Annotated in this window: 12 protein-coding genes; 8 read left to right on the forward strand and 4 right to left on the reverse strand. The window is 69.9% G+C overall.

The window, feature by feature from the left end; genetic code table 11:
* Window positions 1-6 precede the first annotated feature (6 nt).
* A complete protein-coding gene (locus ABD907_RS17910; RefSeq protein ID WP_345218041.1) occupies window positions 7-2283 on the reverse strand; it encodes a two-component regulator propeller domain-containing protein in 2277 nt (758 codons plus the stop codon).
* Window positions 2284-2832: 549 nt separating this feature from the next.
* Here ABD907_RS17910 and ABD907_RS17915 point away from each other — a divergent pair.
* The 3 genes from ABD907_RS17915 to ABD907_RS17925 all read left to right on the forward strand — a co-directional run bounded on the left by ABD907_RS17915 (window position 2833) and on the right by ABD907_RS17925 (window position 6247).
* A complete protein-coding gene (locus ABD907_RS17915) occupies window positions 2833-4284 on the forward strand; it encodes an alanine/glycine:cation symporter family protein (protein ID WP_486334132.1) in 1452 nt (483 codons plus the stop codon).
* A gap of 168 nt (window positions 4285-4452) precedes the next feature.
* Window positions 4453-5640 carry a metallophosphoesterase family protein gene (locus tag ABD907_RS17920; protein WP_345218044.1) on the forward strand — a complete coding sequence of 396 codons (1188 nt, stop codon included), beginning with the start codon at window positions 4453-4455 and terminating at the stop codon, window positions 5638-5640.
* Between the two features lie 76 nt (window positions 5641-5716).
* Window positions 5717-6247, forward strand: a complete 531-nt coding sequence (locus tag ABD907_RS17925) for a DinB family protein (RefSeq protein WP_345218046.1) — start codon at window positions 5717-5719, stop codon at window positions 6245-6247.
* A gap of 42 nt (window positions 6248-6289) precedes the next feature.
* Here the strand turns inward: ABD907_RS17925 and ABD907_RS17930 are convergent, their stop codons facing one another.
* The 3 genes from ABD907_RS17930 to ABD907_RS17940 are packed head-to-tail and all read right to left on the reverse strand — an operon-like array spanning window position 6290 to window position 9585.
* On the reverse strand, window positions 6290-6946 hold the full coding sequence (locus tag ABD907_RS17930) for a GntR family transcriptional regulator (RefSeq protein ID WP_345218048.1): 657 nt from the start codon (window positions 6944-6946) through the stop codon (window positions 6290-6292).
* A gap of 2 nt (window positions 6947-6948) precedes the next feature.
* Complete coding sequence (locus ABD907_RS17935; RefSeq protein ID WP_345218050.1) at window positions 6949-7899, reverse strand: NAD(P)/FAD-dependent oxidoreductase; 951 nt, start codon at window positions 7897-7899, stop codon at window positions 6949-6951.
* Between the two features lie 12 nt (window positions 7900-7911).
* Window positions 7912-9585, reverse strand: a complete 1674-nt coding sequence (locus ABD907_RS17940; RefSeq protein WP_345218052.1) for a UGSC family (seleno)protein — start codon at window positions 9583-9585, stop codon at window positions 7912-7914.
* A gap of 320 nt (window positions 9586-9905) precedes the next feature.
* Here ABD907_RS17940 and ABD907_RS17945 point away from each other — a divergent pair, with 320 nt between their 5' ends.
* The 5 genes from ABD907_RS17945 to ABD907_RS17965 all read left to right on the forward strand — a co-directional run bounded on the left by ABD907_RS17945 (window position 9906) and on the right by ABD907_RS17965 (window position 15921).
* The gene (locus ABD907_RS17945; RefSeq protein WP_345218053.1) at window positions 9906-11018 is read left to right on the forward strand and encodes a Bug family tripartite tricarboxylate transporter substrate binding protein; all 1113 of its coding nucleotides are present in this window, start codon (window positions 9906-9908) and stop codon (window positions 11016-11018) included.
* A 76-nt stretch (window positions 11019-11094) separates the two neighbouring features.
* Window positions 11095-12624 (forward strand): tripartite tricarboxylate transporter permease, encoded by a 1530-nt coding sequence (locus ABD907_RS17950; protein ID WP_345218055.1) that lies wholly within the window; start codon window positions 11095-11097, stop codon window positions 12622-12624.
* Window positions 12617-13141 (forward strand): tripartite tricarboxylate transporter TctB family protein, encoded by a 525-nt coding sequence (locus tag ABD907_RS17955; protein ID WP_345218057.1) that lies wholly within the window; start codon window positions 12617-12619, stop codon window positions 13139-13141. Before ABD907_RS17950 ends, ABD907_RS17955 begins: the two co-directional genes overlap by 8 nt.
* Window positions 13142-13195: 54 nt before the next feature.
* The gene (locus ABD907_RS17960; protein ID WP_345218059.1) at window positions 13196-14404 is read left to right on the forward strand and encodes a CaiB/BaiF CoA transferase family protein; all 1209 of its coding nucleotides are present in this window, start codon (window positions 13196-13198) and stop codon (window positions 14402-14404) included.
* On the forward strand, window positions 14401-15921 hold the full coding sequence (locus ABD907_RS17965) for a carboxyl transferase domain-containing protein (RefSeq protein WP_345218061.1): 1521 nt from the start codon (window positions 14401-14403) through the stop codon (window positions 15919-15921). The genes ABD907_RS17960 and ABD907_RS17965 overlap by 4 nt, the downstream gene beginning before the upstream one ends.
* Window positions 15922-15957 lie beyond the last annotated feature (36 nt).

A 15957-nucleotide genomic window follows, 5' to 3' on the forward strand; every position in this document is an offset into this window, starting at 1 on the left:
GGTGGCTCAGTCCTGGCCGGTGAAGGCGTAGGTCTCGACCGGCGTCGAGTTCCAGGCGTCGTCGATCGCGCGGTATTCCACGCTCTGGCCGCGGCGGAGCACGACCGGGCGGGTGTACTCCGACCACTCGCCGCCGTCGACGCGCACGTGGATCTCGGGTGCGTCGTCGGTCGCGTCGCTTGCGCTCAGCCGGACGACGGCGCGAGCCCGCGGGTGCGGCGGGTTCACGTCGGCCGTGAGCTCCGGCGCGGTGGTGTCCTCCGGCAGGTCGTAGCGCACCAGACGGGTGTCGGCCCCGACGACGTAGAGGTCGCCGTACCGGTCGCGTGCGAGCTCGTGGACCGTGTCGGCCGGGTCGTCGACCTCACCGCCGTACAGCGTCGTCAGCTCACCGGTGACCTGGTCGATGACGAACAGCCGGTTGGCGGTGGAGCCGAACAACCGCCCGTGGTCGAAGAGCAGGCGATGGTCGTCGCCGTAGCGGGTTGCCGGCGCGTCGGCGTCGACCTCGATGGTGCGGATCGTCTCGCGCTTCTCGAGGTCGAACTCGAACACGGTGGAGCTTCCGGCGATGCCCCACAGGTGTCCGTCCTCGTCCAGTGCCAGTCCCGAGACGGTGGGTGTGCCGGGTACCGGCGTCAGGTCCCACAGCGTCTCGCCGGTGGCGGGGTCCCAGGCGAAGAGCCGTGCCTCCTCGGTGACCGGGTCGATGCCGTAGCCGCCCTGGATCGAGGTGCCGCCGAGCAGGATCCCGTCGTGCTCGACGAGGGAGACCGGTGTCTGGTTCTCGATGACGTGCCGGTACACCTGGTGGGTGCCCTCGTCGGGCTGCCACAGGCTGATGGCTCCACCGTGGCGGCCGCCGGTCGGCACGGACGCGACCGCAACGGTGCCGGGCAGGGTGTCGCTGAGGTCGACGAAGTCCTGCGGGCGGCTCTGCTCGTCGCCGAGGGGACGGCGCGGCTCCGGGTTCCCCCCGTAGTAGTCCCACGGCTCCGACAGGTCGTAGCGATACACCGCACCCTGCGGGTAGCGGCCGAACACGAGGTCGTCACCGAAGGTGCCGAAGCCCTCCACCTGGCTCGTGCCGTTGAGCAGCTCGAAGCCTTCCTCGTCCGGGTTATACCGGCCCATACCGGGCGGGCTCAGGTACGCGCCGGTGTAGATGTTGCCGTCGGGGCCGGTGCCGAGGCTGATGATCGGTGAACCGGCGCCCAGCAGATCGGGAACCTGGTAGGAGCTCTCGCGGGTCTCGGGGTTGAAGCCGTAGGTGCGGCCCTGGCGCCAGTACGTCAGCGCCAGCCACGGCCCCGTGCCGTCCCGGTCGATCCACGACCACGACTCCGCGGTCGCATTGGGCCGCCAGCCGAGACCGCTCACCTCACCGGTGCGCAGGTCGTAGCGGCTCACCTCGCCCCCGACGCGCAGGTAGACCCCGTCGGGGTCGTTCGGTGCGACCGGGGACACCCGCGCGCCACCGTTCGAGAGGTGATCGACCCAGGTGTCCGCGTCGACGTCGCGCACGTGCATACCGGAGCTGCCGACGAAGAGCAGATTCTCCCGCAGGTTCAGGGCGGTGATCTCGCTCGACGAGTGTCCGGCCGGCATGGCGATCTCGCTGAACTCGCCGCTGCCACGGTCGTACTCCAGCAGTCGGCCGTTCGGCTGGGTGCCGACGTAGACGGTGTCGCCGGCCGGTTCGATGGACTTGATGTACTGCTCGCCCTCGGCGGCCTGACCGTGGTCGGTGATGTCGCCGGTGCCCGGGTCGAGCGAGTAGAGCCGTCCGCCGGGATAGCTGCCGAACCAGACCGTGCCGTCGGCGTCCACGGCCATCGACCACACCCGTTGGCCGTCCGGGCCGGGGCCCAGGTACTCGAGCTCGGTCGCGCCCGGGACGTAGCGGTAGAGGTGCGCCTCGTCGGACGTGGCGAAGTAGATGGTGCCGTCGACGGGGGACTTGGCCAGCGTCCGCTGGCTGCTGTGGCCGTGCGGGACGCGGGTCTGCAGCACGTTCTCGTTCGTACGCAAGTCCACGACGGTGAACTCGGCGTTGGTGGTCGCGTTGCCGGAGACGACGTAGTAGCCCAGCGGTGCGCCGTCGGGCCCTTCGCCGGTCGCAGAGCTCAGCGTCTGCGTCTTGTGCACGGGCTCGCCGAGATCGGTCACGGCGCTGTCTGCGCTCGGCTGGGCTGTGGCGGGTGGGGTGGTGGCTCCCAGGCCGGCCGTGGCGAGCGCAGCGACCGCGGTGAGGGAGAACAGGGCACGTAGCCGTACTGCCATTCCGGATTACCTTTCTGATGGGTCGAACAGGCCGAGAAGATGCTGGTCGCAGGTCCTTTCTCGCGGCATTCGATGGCTAGGGCTGCGGTGTCGACGCTGCGTGGGTCGATCACGGCACGCTGGGCCGAACCGGCCGGCGATTCGGCGCCTACGCGCCGCCGACCGCGTCGATCATTGCCACATGGGATCTCCGCCCCGCCCTCATCTGTGAGGGTCGCAGCCAATTGATGCAAGCGGTTGCAAGGAACCTAAAGGGAATGATGTGCCCCTGTCAAGGGTCGATTTGCATGGGTGCTACCCGGCGCCGTCGGTGGGCCTCCGGCCGGTCGTCGATCGGAGCGGCCTATCGTCACGCAGCACCGCGTGCAGGGCCCGGCGCGCCTGCGCTGACCGGTACCGGGGCGTTCGCGACACGCAGGTAGCGCAGTAGCACCGGTCACGTGGACTCGGTCGGGAAAGTGCCGCGACCTGCGCCACCCCCTAGCATTGCCGACCGACTCGGGCTTCGCCGTAGAAGTCAGCCGTCCAGGGGGAAGGACCGTCATGTCCATGGAGAGCTTCAACGAGGGTCTCGCCGGTTTCAACAACGACCTGTGGCTCTACCTGATCGTGCCGGTCATCGCCATCCTCAGCCTCTACTTCACGATCCGCTCCGGCGCCGTGCAGATTCGCCTGCTGCCCGACATGCTCCGAGCGATCGTCGCCAAACCTGTTCAGGAAAGGGGGCGAGGCAAGCCGGTCTCGTCGTTCCAGGCGTTCGCTATCTCGGCGGCGGCACGCATCGGGACCGGCAACATCGTCGGCGTGGCGACAGCGATCGCGCTCGGTGGACCGGGGGCGATCTTCTGGATGTGGCTCATGGGCACCCTGGTCGGCGCCGCGAGCTTCGTCGAGGCGACGCTCGCACAGGTCTACAAGGTCAAGGACGGCCCCGACTATCGCGGCGGGCCGGCCTATTACATGGAGCGAGGGCTCGGCGCCCGGTGGATGGGGCTGCTCTTCGCCGTCGTGATCCTCGTGACCTTCAGCGCCGTCTTCAACTCCGTGCAGTCCAACACGATCGCCGGTGCGCTCGGCACGTCCGTCCAGACGGCGTTCGGTGAGACGCCGGCGTGGTTGGCCCCGGTGGTGGGCGCCGTGCTGGTGGCGTTCGTGGCGGCGGTCATCTTCGGTGGCCTCCACCGGATCGCGCACACCGCACAGCTACTCGTCCCGTTCATGGTGATCATCTACGTCGTGCTCGGCGTCATCGTGGTGGTGCTCAACCTGGACCGGGTGCCCGGCGTGCTCGCCATGATCGTCGAGCACGCATTCGGTCTGCGGGAGCTCGCGGGCGCCGGCATCGGGACCGCCATCTCCCAGGGCGTGCGCCGCGGCATGTTCTCCAACGAGGCGGGACTGGGATCCGCGCCCAACGCGGCCGCCACCGCGACGGTGACCCACCCGGTCAAGCAGGGGCTGGTGCAGACGCTCGGCGTCTACGTCGACACCCTGATCGTCTGCTCGATCACGGCCTTCATCGTCCTGGTCTCGGACCCGCAGTACGGGGAGAACCAGGGCCCGACCATGACCCAGCGGGCGCTCGAGGACAACCTCGGCAGCTGGTCGTTGCATGTGCTGACCGTGGTCATCCTGCTCATCGCCTTCACGTCGGTCCTGGGGAACTACTACTACGGCGAGTCGAACATCAGGTTCCTCAGCCGCCGGCGCGGGGTGATGACCGGCTACCGCATCGCCTTCCTGGTCATCGCGTTCCTCGGCGCGATCGGCTCCGTGCAGCTGGTGTGGACCCTGGCGGACACCACGATGGCGGTGATGGCTCTCGTCAACCTGGCGGCGATCGCGCCGCTGAGCACGGTGGCGTTCCGGGTCCTGCGTGACTTCACCAGGCAACGCAAGCAAGGCCGGGACCCGGTCTTCACCCGTGACCTGTTGCCGGACGTGCGCGGGATCGAGTGCTGGGAGCCGGCAGAGCGGGAACGGGAGACGGTCCGGGACTGAGGGTCGGACGGTCGGATGACGACTCCGGGGACGTCCCGCCCGACGAGGCACCGAGCGCGACGCCGTTCGCCGTCCTGGCGGCCCAGATTCACCTGCGCGTCACGCGGATGGGCAAGAGTCGTGGATCGACACGAGAGGCCAGGTGCCCCTCGCTTCCACGACGAAGGGATGACCGTGCCCGAGTTCAACCACCGTGCCGTGAGCCGCCGAGGCCTCCTGCAAGCCTCGGCCATCGGCGCCGCAGGCGTCGCCGGGACGTTCGCGACCTCGACCGCCGCATCAGCGAAACCGGACGAAAGCGTCGTCGACAAGGCGCTGCGCTTCAACCACGACGGCCGGTTCACGATCGTGCAGTTCAACGACACCCAGGACAACCACACCACCGACCGCCGCACCATCGAGCTGCAGGAGGCGGTCCTGGACGACGCCGAGCCGGACTTCGCCCTGATCAACGGCGATGTCATCAACGGCGACATGTCGACAGCGCTCGAGGTGAAACAGGCGCTCAACAACGTCGTGCTGCCGATGGAACGTCGCCGCATTCCCTGGGCGTTGACGATGGGCAACCACGACGAAGACAGCGTGGGCCGTACGGGTATGACGGAGGCCGACATCCTGGCCTTCGTCGGCCAGTACAAGCACAACGTCAACGGGCCCGGCGCCGACACGACCGGCACCGGGAACCAGGTGCTCACCGTGCGGGCCTCTCGAGGCAACGCCGACCGGTTCGCCCTGTGGCTGCTGGACTCCGGACGCTACGCGCCGAGCGAGATCGCCGGCCAGGACTTCACTGGCTACCCCACCTGGGACTGGCTGCGCTTCGACCAGGTGGACTGGTACTGGAAGACCTCGCAGCAGCTGGAGCGCCAGCAGGGCGCGCTCGTGCCCGGGCTCGTCTTCCAGCACATCGCCCTGTGGGAGCACCGGTTCATGTGGTTCGCCAGCGTCGACGCACGAACCGACGCAGACCACGAGCGGGCCGTCGCCACGCACGGCATCGTGGGGGAGCGCAACGAGGCCGAGTGCCCCGGCCCGTTCAACTCGGGCATGTTCAACGCGATGCTGCACCGAGGCGACGTCAAGGGCCTGTTCGTCGGCCACGACCACGTCAACACCTACGTCGGCGACTACTACGGCATCGAGCTTGGATACGGCCCGGGCACCGGGTTCGGCACCTACGGCCTCGGCGGGGCGGACGAGCACCGTCTCCGCGGCGCCCGCGTCTTCACGCTCGACGAGGACGACGACGACGTCTACACCGGCACCGAGGCGCTGTTCGCCAGCGATTACGGCATCGACCTGACCAACGAGCGCCGGCCGAGCGAGCCGCACGAGTTCCCGGCGTACGTGCGGTAGCGCAGGCGCACTCGAGGCTCGCGGCCCGGGTGGTGCGTGCGCTTCGCACCGGCGCGCGATATTCGATACTGGAGCGATGAGCACCACTCAGGCGGACACCGACCCCGATGGGGGCGAAGTTAGCGTGCCCGGGGCGTCACCGCCCTGGACGAACGATCTGCGGGCACGCCTCGACGAGCTACTCGACGAGCACCGCGCGATGCTGCACAACAGTCTCGACGGGCTCACCGAGGGGGAGGCGCGCCGCTCTCTCGTGCCTTCCCGAACCACCCTGCTGGGACTGGTCAAGCACGTCACCTACGTCGAGGATGTCTGGTTCAACCAAGCTCTGACCGGCCGGAGCCTGCGGGATCTCGGTGCACCGCCGACTCCCGACCGGTCCTTCATCCTGCGCAAGAGAGACACGATCGAGACCGTCAGGGCCGGGTACGCCGCGGCCTGCGCCGAGTCGCGACGTCTGGTCGCCGCCCTCGCCCTCGATGACCAGGTGACCGGGCGAGGACCGCGCGCGTTGTGGGCGATCTATGCGCACATGCTGCGAGAGCTCGCGCAGCACTGCGGACATGCCGACATCCTGCGTGAACAAGTGCTCGCAGCTCGCGACTGAGCGGACGGACGCCGGCTCGCTCTCGAGCCGGCGCGACGCCGCTCAGGACGCCTCGATGCTCACCGCCGCGAGGAAGTCGCTGAAGTGGTCACCCTGCACGGCGATGTGGCCCTTGATGAGGCGTTCGACCTCCTCCACGTCGTGAGTGCGCAGCGCGGCGAGGATTTGCTCGTGCTCCTCGAGCGAGGACTGCATGCGTCCGGCCACCCGGAGCTGGAGGCGGCGGAACGGCTTCAGCCGCAGCTGCATAGACGTGGTCATCTGCGTCAGGTAGGCGTTCCCGCTCGCCTCGTAGATGAGCCGGTGGAACTCCTCGTTCGAGTAGTAGTACTCGTCGGCGCTGCCCGAGTGCAGGCTCCGCTCGCACGCCGTGTACGCCTGCTCCAGCTCCTTGAGCTGCGCCTCCGTGCGCCGACGGGCGGCGAGCCGCGCGCACACGGCCTCGAGCTCGCCCATCACCTCGAACATCGCGAGCATCTCCGGCACGGAGGTGACCTTGACGAAGGTCCCGCGGTGCGGGCGGACCTCGACCAGCTCGATGGCCGCGAGCTGGGTGAGCGCCTCACGGATCGGGGTGCGCGAGACACCGAACCGGGAGGCGAGCTGCGCCTCGTCGAGCCGTTGACCGGGCGTGAAGCCGCCGGTGACGATCTCGTGCTCGAGGAGGTCCCGGACCGTGCTTGCGGAGGTGCGCTTCATCGTCAGATCATCCTCGAACGTTCGGCGTCCGATCCAGCTGTCGCCGCAAGGTGCGTGAGCACCTCCGCGGCAACCCGCTCTCCGTCGTCGACGCACTCGTGCAGCATGGCGGCGCTGCCGTCGCGGACGTCGCCGGCGGCGAAGACGCCGGGCCGCGAGGTCTGCAGGGCGGCGTCCACGCCGACGTGTCCGGTCCCGGTGAGGTCGACGAAGCCGTCGAGCCAGGCGGTGTTCGGGTCCAGGCCGATGTAGACGAACAGCCCGTCGGCGGGCTCGTCCGTCTCGGTCCCGCCGTCGAGGTCGCGGATCGTGACCGACTCGACGCGCTGCTCGCCGTGGACGGCGCTGACCGTCGAACGGGCGCGGTAGCCGATGTTCGCGTGCTCGGCGGCACGGCGCACGATCGCGGGGTCCGCAGTGAGCTCGGCGCGGTCGTGGACGACCAGCACCTCGCTGGCCAGCGTGGCGAGGATCTGCGCCTCGTCCAGTGCGGAGTCGCCGCCTCCGACGACGACAACCCGTCGGTCCCGGAAGAACGGGCCGTCGCAGGAGGCGCAGTGCGAGACGCCGCGGCCGTCCAGCTTCTCCTCGCCGGGGACCCCGAGAGCTCGCCTGGCCGAGCCGCCTGCGAGTACGACGGCGCCGGCCCGGACCGGTTCGTCGTCTCCCTCGAGGAGGAAGCGGTCATGGTCCTGCGTGATGCCGGTGATCTCGGCGAGCAGGACCTCCGCCCCGGCCGTCTCCGCCTCCTCCATCAGCTCGGCACCGAGGTCGTACCCGGCGATCGGCTCCGGACGCCCGGGGAAGTTGGTGATGCCCTCGACGGTCAGGACCTGCCCGCCGACCCCCATGCTGTCGAGCACCACCACGCGGGCTCCGCCGGCGGCGGCGTGCTTCGCGGCGGTCAGGCCGGCGGTGCCGGCACCGACGACTGCGACGTCGTATTCGCTCATCTCGATGTTCTCCTAGCGCCAGTCGTCGACGGAGACGGTCGCCATGGCGCGGGCGCCCATGATCTGCCAGTAACCGTTGGTCTCCCCGCCGACCACGAGGACGTCGATGTCCTCGGGTGCGAACATCCGGACATCTTCCTCCGGTGCGGCCTCGAGCCGCGAAGCCATCGGCTCTTCACCGAACGTGGCCCGCGGGTAGATGTAGTTCTGGACGATCTGCATGTCCCAGTACCGGTCGGCCCGCATCGTGGCGTTCTCGCTCAGCCACGAGATCAGGTCGGCCTTGTTCGCGAACCCTCCGCGTTCCACGAACTGCCTGGCCACGATCGGGTCGAGCAGCAGCACCGGCGGGCCGACCGGGTCGGTGGCGCGGAGCATGTCACGGACGTGCTCGCGCCAGTGATCCTTCCGCAGGCCGAGGTTGTACGTCGTCGACCGGCCGCCGAAGAACACGGAGACGGTGCTGTCCGAGGGCTGGTGGCCGCGCTGGACGTGCAGCGGCTCCCACGGGCTGCGTTCCTCGTTCTCGGCGAAGGTGATGCTGTTGTAGGTGTAGTTGTTGCCCAGGGAGCCCATGAAGGTCTCACCCGGCACCGACCCGCCCTGCAGGTTCTGCGACAGCAACCCGTAGGCGCGCCCGATCGTCGCGTTCGCGCGGTTGTGCGGCCCCATGGCGCCGACGCCGCTGTTCATGCCGATCTCGGTGCGGATCGGACCGTTGACCACGACCATAGCCGCCCCGGAGCTCGAGGTGCTGCCCCGTGCGCTGGTGCCGGTCGCGGCGAGCGCGAGGATGACCGGGAAGTACTCGGGCGTGGCCCCGGCCATGACCGCGTTCACGGCGACCTTCTCGACCGTGTAGCTCCACGCGCCCCGGTTCAACGTGGGCTGCATCCGGCCCACGATCTCGTCCGGGGCACGGTTCGTCCCGGCCAGCATGTCCCGGACGCGCCGTTCGGTCGGCAGGACGATGGGCAGCTTGTCGGTCCAGCTCCGTTCGAGGAAAAGTTCGTGCAGGCGGTCCTCGCTCGCGGGGGCGACGAGGCGTTTCTCGCCGATCCGCGGTGCCGATACGCTGCCGGCGCCCGCCGGCTGCTGCGGGGCGACGGTGAGGCCGTCGATGATCTCCTGCATCACGGCTCCGCCCTTGACGGGGTCCGAGCCGTGCACGTAGTCGTGCAGCTCCGCGGCGCTCTTGCCCATCACCGGCTGGGGGACGAACACCTGGGGCAGCTGCGCCAGGCCGCGCATCTTCGCGACCGAGCCGACGACCCGGTCGAACTTCTCCGTGTGCACGGCGACCGTCGGGATGCCGAACTGGGTCTCCAGCGTGATCGCATGGGTCGTGACGGCAGGTGCGCACGTGCTGCAGTGGCCGACGCCGAGGATGGCGGCGTCGCCGTCGTCCTTGATGCGTGCCCAGAGCTCGGGGTCGTCCTTGGAGTACATGCTGGCGAGCTGGACCAGCTCCGTCCGCACGGTGGGCATGCGGTCCGCGAGCCACGCCTGGATCTGCTTGAGGAGCTCGATCGAGTCATCGAAGCGGCTGTCCACCAGGTAGACGGTCTTGCCGTCCAGGGACTCCAGCCGGTCCGCCGCGGACTTGCCCTTCACCTCGGGCGGATACCCCGTCGGGTCGAGCACCGTCATGGTGTCCGCAGCTAGTTCCCGCTCGTCGATGACCATGCGTTGCCTCCCGCTGAAGTGCTTCTACGCCGGGGGAGACCTGCCTTGACAGGACGTCACGTCGGCGGCATTGTCGACTTTCGTACGAGGCATGTATACCACAGCGGGTCAGGTTGTATACAAGATGCCTTGCAGTGGTGCATGATCCGACGACGGCGCAACACGAGATCCCGAGCGCCGCCACAGCACGACGCAGTGTTCACGGACGGGCCACCTCGTCCCGCGCACCGAACCAGAGCACGACCCGGCTAGATCCACAGCTAGACCTGAACCCGGAGCGAGCCCGGCTCGCTCCCAGGAACCGACGGAGGTCGACAACGATGTCACCGAGGAAGCACATCTCGCTGGGCTGCGCCGCCGGCGCGGCGGCGAGTCTGGCCATCGCCGGATGCGGCGTGACCAACACCGAGGCCTCGAGCGAGGGGAACGAGGACGGGCCGTTCTACGAGGGCCAGACGATCACGATCGTCGTCCCGTTCGACGCCGGCGGCGCGTCGGACACCTACAGCCGGATGTTCGCGGGCTACCTGTCCGAGTACATCGAGGGCAACCCGGAGGTCGTCGTCGAGAACGTCCCCGGCGGTGCCCAGAAGGACGGGCTCAACCGGTTCGAGCGCATGGACCACGACGGGCTCGCCATGGCCATGGGGTCAGGCGGTCTCATCGCCTCGACCATCTTCGACTCCGACGGCGTGCAGTTCGACCTGAGCGAGTACGAGACGCTGGTCGCCTTCGGCGGATCGATGAACATCTTCGGCAGCGCCAGCGCGGGCATCAATTCGCTCGAGGACCTCGTCGAGCTGGAGGAGCCGATCTACTACGGCGGCCTGGAGCTCAACGCCTCCGAGTCCGTGCGGACCTTCGCCCTCGACGAGCTCGGCATGCACGACTTCCAGCCACTCATGGGCTACGACGGCGGAGGCTCGGTCACCGCAGCGGTGCTCAGCGGCGAGCTCAGCCTGGGCAACTCGACGTCCTCGCACTACATGGAGAGCGTCGTGCCGCTCGAGGAGGACGGCGAGATCACCCCGCTGATGACCCAGGGGTACGTGGAGGACGGGGAGATCGTCCGCGACCCGGCGTTCCCGGACCTGCCCACCATGCCGGAGGCGTACGAGACACTGACCGGCGAGACGGCCGAGGGCACCGGGTGGGACATCTACACGGCCGTCACGACGGCGCAGACCAACCTGCTGCGGACGTACTGGGTCCACGGTGACGCTCCCGAGGAGGCGCGCGCAGCTCTGCGCGAGGCGATCGCCCAGGTGGTCGAGGACGAGGAGTTCATCCAGGACTCGACCGAGTCCCTGGGCGTCGAGTCCCCGGCGCTGGTCGGCGAGGAGGCGGACGCATCGGCCGCCGCCGTCCACAACCTCACTCCCGAGCAGGTCCAGTGGGTCGAGGACTACATCGCCGAGGTCAACTCGCGATGACGCGTCGGGACGCCCGCAGCGCGGCGGCCCAGGGACCGGCAAGTGGACGCGACGCTGACAGAGAGGTGGAGGGCTGATGGTCGAGTCCGCACTTCAGGCCCTCGAGGTCATGGCTGCGCCCCAGCACCTGCTCTGGCTGGGCATCGGTGTCGGGATCGGGCTCATCCTCGGCATCATCCCCGGCCTCGGCGGCATCACCGGGATGGCGGTCCTGCTGCCGCTGATCGTGGGCATGGACCCCACCAGCGGGATCGCCATGATGATCGGCCTCATCGCGGCGACCACGATCGGCGACACGTTCCCGTCCGTGCTCCTCGGGGTGCCCGGTACGGCGGCGTCGCAGGCGACGGTGGTCGACGGCTATCCGATGGCCCGCAAGGGTCTGGCCAACGTCGCGCTGGGTGCGGCCTTCATGTCGAACATGGTCGGCGGGATCATCGGCGGTATCGCGTTGCTGGTGCTCATCCCGCTGGCCCGTCCCATCATCACCGCGATCGGGTCGCCCCAGCTGTTCATGCTGGCCCTCCTCGGGTTCTGCCTCGTGGCGGCCCTGTCCCGGGGATCCATCGGCCCGGCACTCGTGGCCGGCTTCCTCGGCATGCTGCTCGGGAGCATCGGCACCGCGAACATGACCGGTGAGTACCGCTTCGTCGGTGGCATCTTCTACTTCTACGACGGGATCGACCTGGCGATCCTCGCCATCGGTGTCTTCGCGATCCCCTCGGTCCTGTCCCTGCTGACGCAGGGCGAGTCGGTCGCGCGGAGCCTGCAGCACTCGAAGGGCGGCGTCCTGCGTGGGGTGCGCGAGGCGCTGCACAACAAGCGCGTGGTCGCGGGGAACTCCCTCCTCGGGAGTGCCCTCGGCATCATCCCGGGCGTCGGCGGCAGCGTCATCGACTGGATCGCGTACGGCACCACCAAGCAGATGGTGCGCGACCGCGACCAGTTCGGGAAGGGCGACGTGCGGGGCGTCATCGCCCCCGAGGCGGCGAACAACGCCAAGGACGGCGGCGTGCTGGTGCCGACCCTGATGTTCGCCATCCCCGGCAGCGCGACCGCGGCGATCCTGCTCGGCGGGCTGACGACCATGGGGGTCGCGACCGGTCCGACGATGCTGCGTCCGGGACACCTGTACCTGGTGTTCGTCATCATCTGGACGCTGGTCCTCGCGAACGCCCTCGGGGCCATCGCCAGCGCCGGCCTCGCCGGCCCCCTCAGCCGGATCAGCCTGCTCAAGCCGTACACCTACAGCCCGTTCCTCATCGTCATCATGCTCATGGCGGCGTACCAGGCGAGTGTGCGCTGGGGGGACGTCGCGCTCGTCGTCGTCATCGCGCTGCTCTCCTGGGGCATGCAGATGATCAAGTGGCCGCGCCCACCGCTGATCATCGGCTTCGTCCTGGGCCAGGGCGCCGAGGGCTACCTCTGGATCTCGGTCAGTCGCTACGAGTGGAGCTGGCTGACCCAGCCGGCGACGATCGTCATCGGCGTGCTCGTCATCCTCACCCTCGTCGGCGGCTTCACGAACACCTTCAGCGGCATCACGAACCGATTCAGCGGCCCCGACGTGCCGGCCAGGTCCGGAAGGAAGTCGACCAATGCCTAGCCTCAGCGTCATCCGGACCGGGGTCACGGGTCTCGTCCTCCTGCTCTTCCTGGCGGTCGCGATCATCTCCCTGAGCGCCGCCGGCTCGCCCACCTACTGGTTCCCCGCCTTCATCGGCGTCGGCGGGACGCTGGCCGCGGCGTACAGCTTCGGCCACGACCTCCGGAAGGTCCTGTCCGGTCAGTCGGTGCTCGCCGACGAGGTCACCGACATCGGCGCCTCGATCGACGACACGCACGACGACGACGGCGAGACCGACCAGCCGCGTGACCGGGCCGCGTTGCCGAGGCGGGCGGTGGCGTGGGCGCTGTGGCTCATCGCGCTGCCGGTGCTCGGGCTCGTCATCCCGTTCTTCTACGCGTCGCTGCTCTGGCTCGTCCTCGTCCTGCACTTCTACGCCCGCCGGGGCTGGCTCCTCACCGGTGTCTCGGTCGGCGTCTTCGCCGTCGTGCTGAACGTCCTGGTGGTCCTGCTCGACGTCGAGCTGCCACCCGCGATCCTCACCGGCCTGGGCTAGGCGCATGCGAGGACGCGGCGCCAGACAGGGCAGCACTCGGCGAGGGGGAGCGGCATGAGCGAACGGGACGAGGAGACCGTGCACGGCCCCGCTGAAGGGATGACGGTGGTCGACGTGAGCCGAGCCCTGGCCGGCCCGCACGCGGGGATGCTGCTCGGTGACCTCGGTGCCCGGGTCATCAAGGTCGAGGCACCCGCGGGCGACGACTCCCGCGGCTGGGGGCCGCCGTTCGTCGGACCGGAAGGAGCCCAGGAGTCCACCTACTTCCTGTCCTGCAACAGGAACAAGGAGTCGATCGTCCTCGACCTGAAGACCGGCGACGGCGCGAGTGCGTTCTCCCGGCTCGTCGACCAGGCCGACGTGCTCATCGAGAACTTCCGCACCGGAGTGCTCGACCGCCTCGGCTTCCCCCTCGCCGAGCTCCAGGCACGCAACCCTCGGCTGGTGGTCCTGTCCATCACCGGTTTCGGCCACGACGGCCCGGAAGCAGGGCGCAGCGGCTACGACCAGATCGCCCAGGGCGAGGCCGGCCTGATGTCCCTGACGGGCTCCGGGCCGGGGGACTACCAGCGCGTCGGTATACCCATCGCGGACCTGCTCGCCGGCATGAACGGCGCCTACGGGGTCCTCGCCGCCCTGCTGGAGCGGGAGCGGACCGGCCGCGGCAAGGTGGTGCGGACGTCCTTGCTCGCGAGCATCGTCGGCGTCCACGCCTTCCAGGGGACCCGGGCGACCGTGGCCGGCGAGGTGCCGCAACCGCAGGGCAACCACCATCCGAGCATCGCGCCGTACGGGCTCTTCCGGTGCGGGGGCGGTGCGGTCCAGATCAGCGTGGGCAGCGAGCGGCTGTGGCAGGTGTTCGCCGACCGATTCGGGCTGGACACCTCGACGACGACGTTCGCGTCGAACGCCGCGCGGCTGGCGAACCGCGCGGAGCTGACGGCGGCGATCGAGCGGGCGTTCGCTGGGATGGAGGCCGAGGACCTGCTCACCGTCCTCGACGAGATCGGCGTCCCGGCCGGGCGGCTGCGCACCCTGGACGAGGTGTACGGGTGGGCCCAGGCCGCCTCGCAGCACCTGATCACCGGGGTGGACCACCCCGTGCTCGGCACCATCGACCTGCCCGGCTCGGCGCTGAGGTTCTTCGATCCCGACGGCGCGGAGACCACCAGGCTCGTGCACTCGCCGCCCCCCACGCTCGACGGCGACGGTGCCCGGGTCCGCGACTGGCTGCACGAACGCGTCGCGGGGGTGCGGCGGTGAATACGACGACGACTCGCCGGGTCACGGGCCGGGACCTGCTCGGGCTCGTGCTGGATGCGGATTCCGTCCGGTCCTGGGACCAGCCGCCCGTCCGGCAGACCGATTCGGACTACGCACGCCAGCTCGGCACCGCACGGGAACGCTCCGGCGTCGACGACGCGATCCTCACGGGCGAGGGCCGGGCGGGCGGCCGGCGGATCGCCTTCGCGGTCAGCGAGTTCGACTTCCTGGCCGGCTCCGTCGGGCTGGCCACCGCCGCCCGCCTGGTGGCCGGCATCGAGCGCGCCACCGCCGAGGGCCTGCCGCTGCTGGCGGCGCCGGCCTCGGGCGGGACCCGGATGCAGGAGGGCACCCCGGCCTTCACGGCGATGATCGGGATCTCGGCCGCGATCGCGGCGCACAAGCGGGCCGGCCTGCCGTACATCACCTACCTGCGGCACCCGACCACCGGGGGAGTGCTGGCCTCCTGGGGGCACCTGGCCCATGTCACGGCCGCCGAGCCCGGGGCGTTGGTGGGCCTGCTCGGGCCCAAGGTCTATCACGCGCTGGGCGCCGCCGCTCCGGCGGCCGGTGTCCAATCGGCGGAGAACTTCCACCGCCGGGGCCTCATCGACGCGGTCCTGACACCGGCGCGCCTGCGCTCCGCGGTGATCCGCCTGCTACGGCTGCTCGCTCACCCGGCCGCACGGCCGGTCCCACCGCCGCAGACTGTCGGGTTTCGCCCGGCGATCGAGGATGCCTGGGAGTCGGTGACCAGGAGTCGCGCGCCGGATCGTCCCGGCCTGCGCGGCCTCCTCATCCACGCTGCTCAAGACGTCTCCTGGCTTCGCGGAGACGCCTCGTCCCCGGCCGAGCAGGGCGTGGTCCTGGCGCTGGCCCGCTTCGGATCCGCGCCGTGCGTCGTCGTCGGGCACGACCGCCGGCCCTCGGACGGCTCGCGCCTGGGTCCGGAGGGACTGCGACTCGTGCGCCGCGGGGCCGACCTCGCCCGCGAGCTCCGGCTCCCACTCGTAACCGTGATCGACACGGGCGGCCCGGAGCTGTCGGCCGAGGTCGAGGAAGGCGGGATCGCCCGAGAGGTCGCCCTGTGCCTGCAGGACCTCACCCACCACCGCGGGCCCGTGGTCTCGCTCCTGCTGGGCGAGGGAGCCGGCGGCGCGGCGATCGCCCTGCTGCCCGCCGACCGGACCGTGGCGGCTCAGCACGCGTGGCTCTCGCCGCTGCCTCCCGAGGGCGCCAGCGCGATCGTGCACGGCACGACCGACCGCGCCGCGGTGATGGCACGGCAGCAGCACATCGACGCCGGAAGCCTGCTCGACGCCGGGGTGGTCGACCACGTCGTCGACGAGCGTCCCGATGCGGGGAGTGAGCCTCGTGAGTTCTGCGCCCGCACGGCCGCGGCAGTGGAGTACGAGCTGGGCGAACTGGCGGGTCAGGACGTCGAGCATCTGCTCGCCGGCCGGCTCGCGAAGTACCGCGCCCTGGCCTCCGCCGGGCTGCCGTCACCGGTGTCCTGAGCCGGCAGAGCCGCCCGTGGTGTGGTCGTCGGGTCC

The sequence above is a fragment of the Georgenia halophila genome (assembly GCF_039541595.1).

Excerpts from the sequence above, each read along its gene's own strand:
- ABD907_RS17940 (WP_345218052.1), bottom strand. The coding sequence starts at position 9,585 with ATGGTCATCGACGAGCGGGAACTAGCTGCGGACACCATGACGGTGCTC.
- ABD907_RS17910 (WP_345218041.1), bottom strand. The coding sequence starts at position 2,283 with ATGGCAGTACGGCTACGTGCCCTGTTCTCCCTCACCGCGGTCGCTGCG.
- ABD907_RS17935 (WP_345218050.1), bottom strand. The coding sequence starts at position 7,899 with ATGAGCGAATACGACGTCGCAGTCGTCGGTGCCGGCACCGCCGGCCTG.
- ABD907_RS17955 (WP_345218057.1), top strand. The coding sequence starts at position 12,617 with ATGCCTAGCCTCAGCGTCATCCGGACCGGGGTCACGGGTCTCGTCCTC.
- ABD907_RS17950 (WP_345218055.1), top strand. The coding sequence starts at position 11,095 with ATGGTCGAGTCCGCACTTCAGGCCCTCGAGGTCATGGCTGCGCCCCAG.
- ABD907_RS17960 (WP_345218059.1), top strand. The coding sequence starts at position 13,196 with ATGAGCGAACGGGACGAGGAGACCGTGCACGGCCCCGCTGAAGGGATG.
- ABD907_RS17920 (WP_345218044.1), top strand. The coding sequence starts at position 4,453 with ATGACCGTGCCCGAGTTCAACCACCGTGCCGTGAGCCGCCGAGGCCTC.
- ABD907_RS17930 (WP_345218048.1), bottom strand. The coding sequence starts at position 6,946 with ATGAAGCGCACCTCCGCAAGCACGGTCCGGGACCTCCTCGAGCACGAG.
- ABD907_RS17925 (WP_345218046.1), top strand. The coding sequence starts at position 5,717 with ATGAGCACCACTCAGGCGGACACCGACCCCGATGGGGGCGAAGTTAGC.
- ABD907_RS17915 (WP_486334132.1), top strand. The coding sequence starts at position 2,833 with ATGGAGAGCTTCAACGAGGGTCTCGCCGGTTTCAACAACGACCTGTGG.
- ABD907_RS17945 (WP_345218053.1), top strand. The coding sequence starts at position 9,906 with ATGTCACCGAGGAAGCACATCTCGCTGGGCTGCGCCGCCGGCGCGGCG.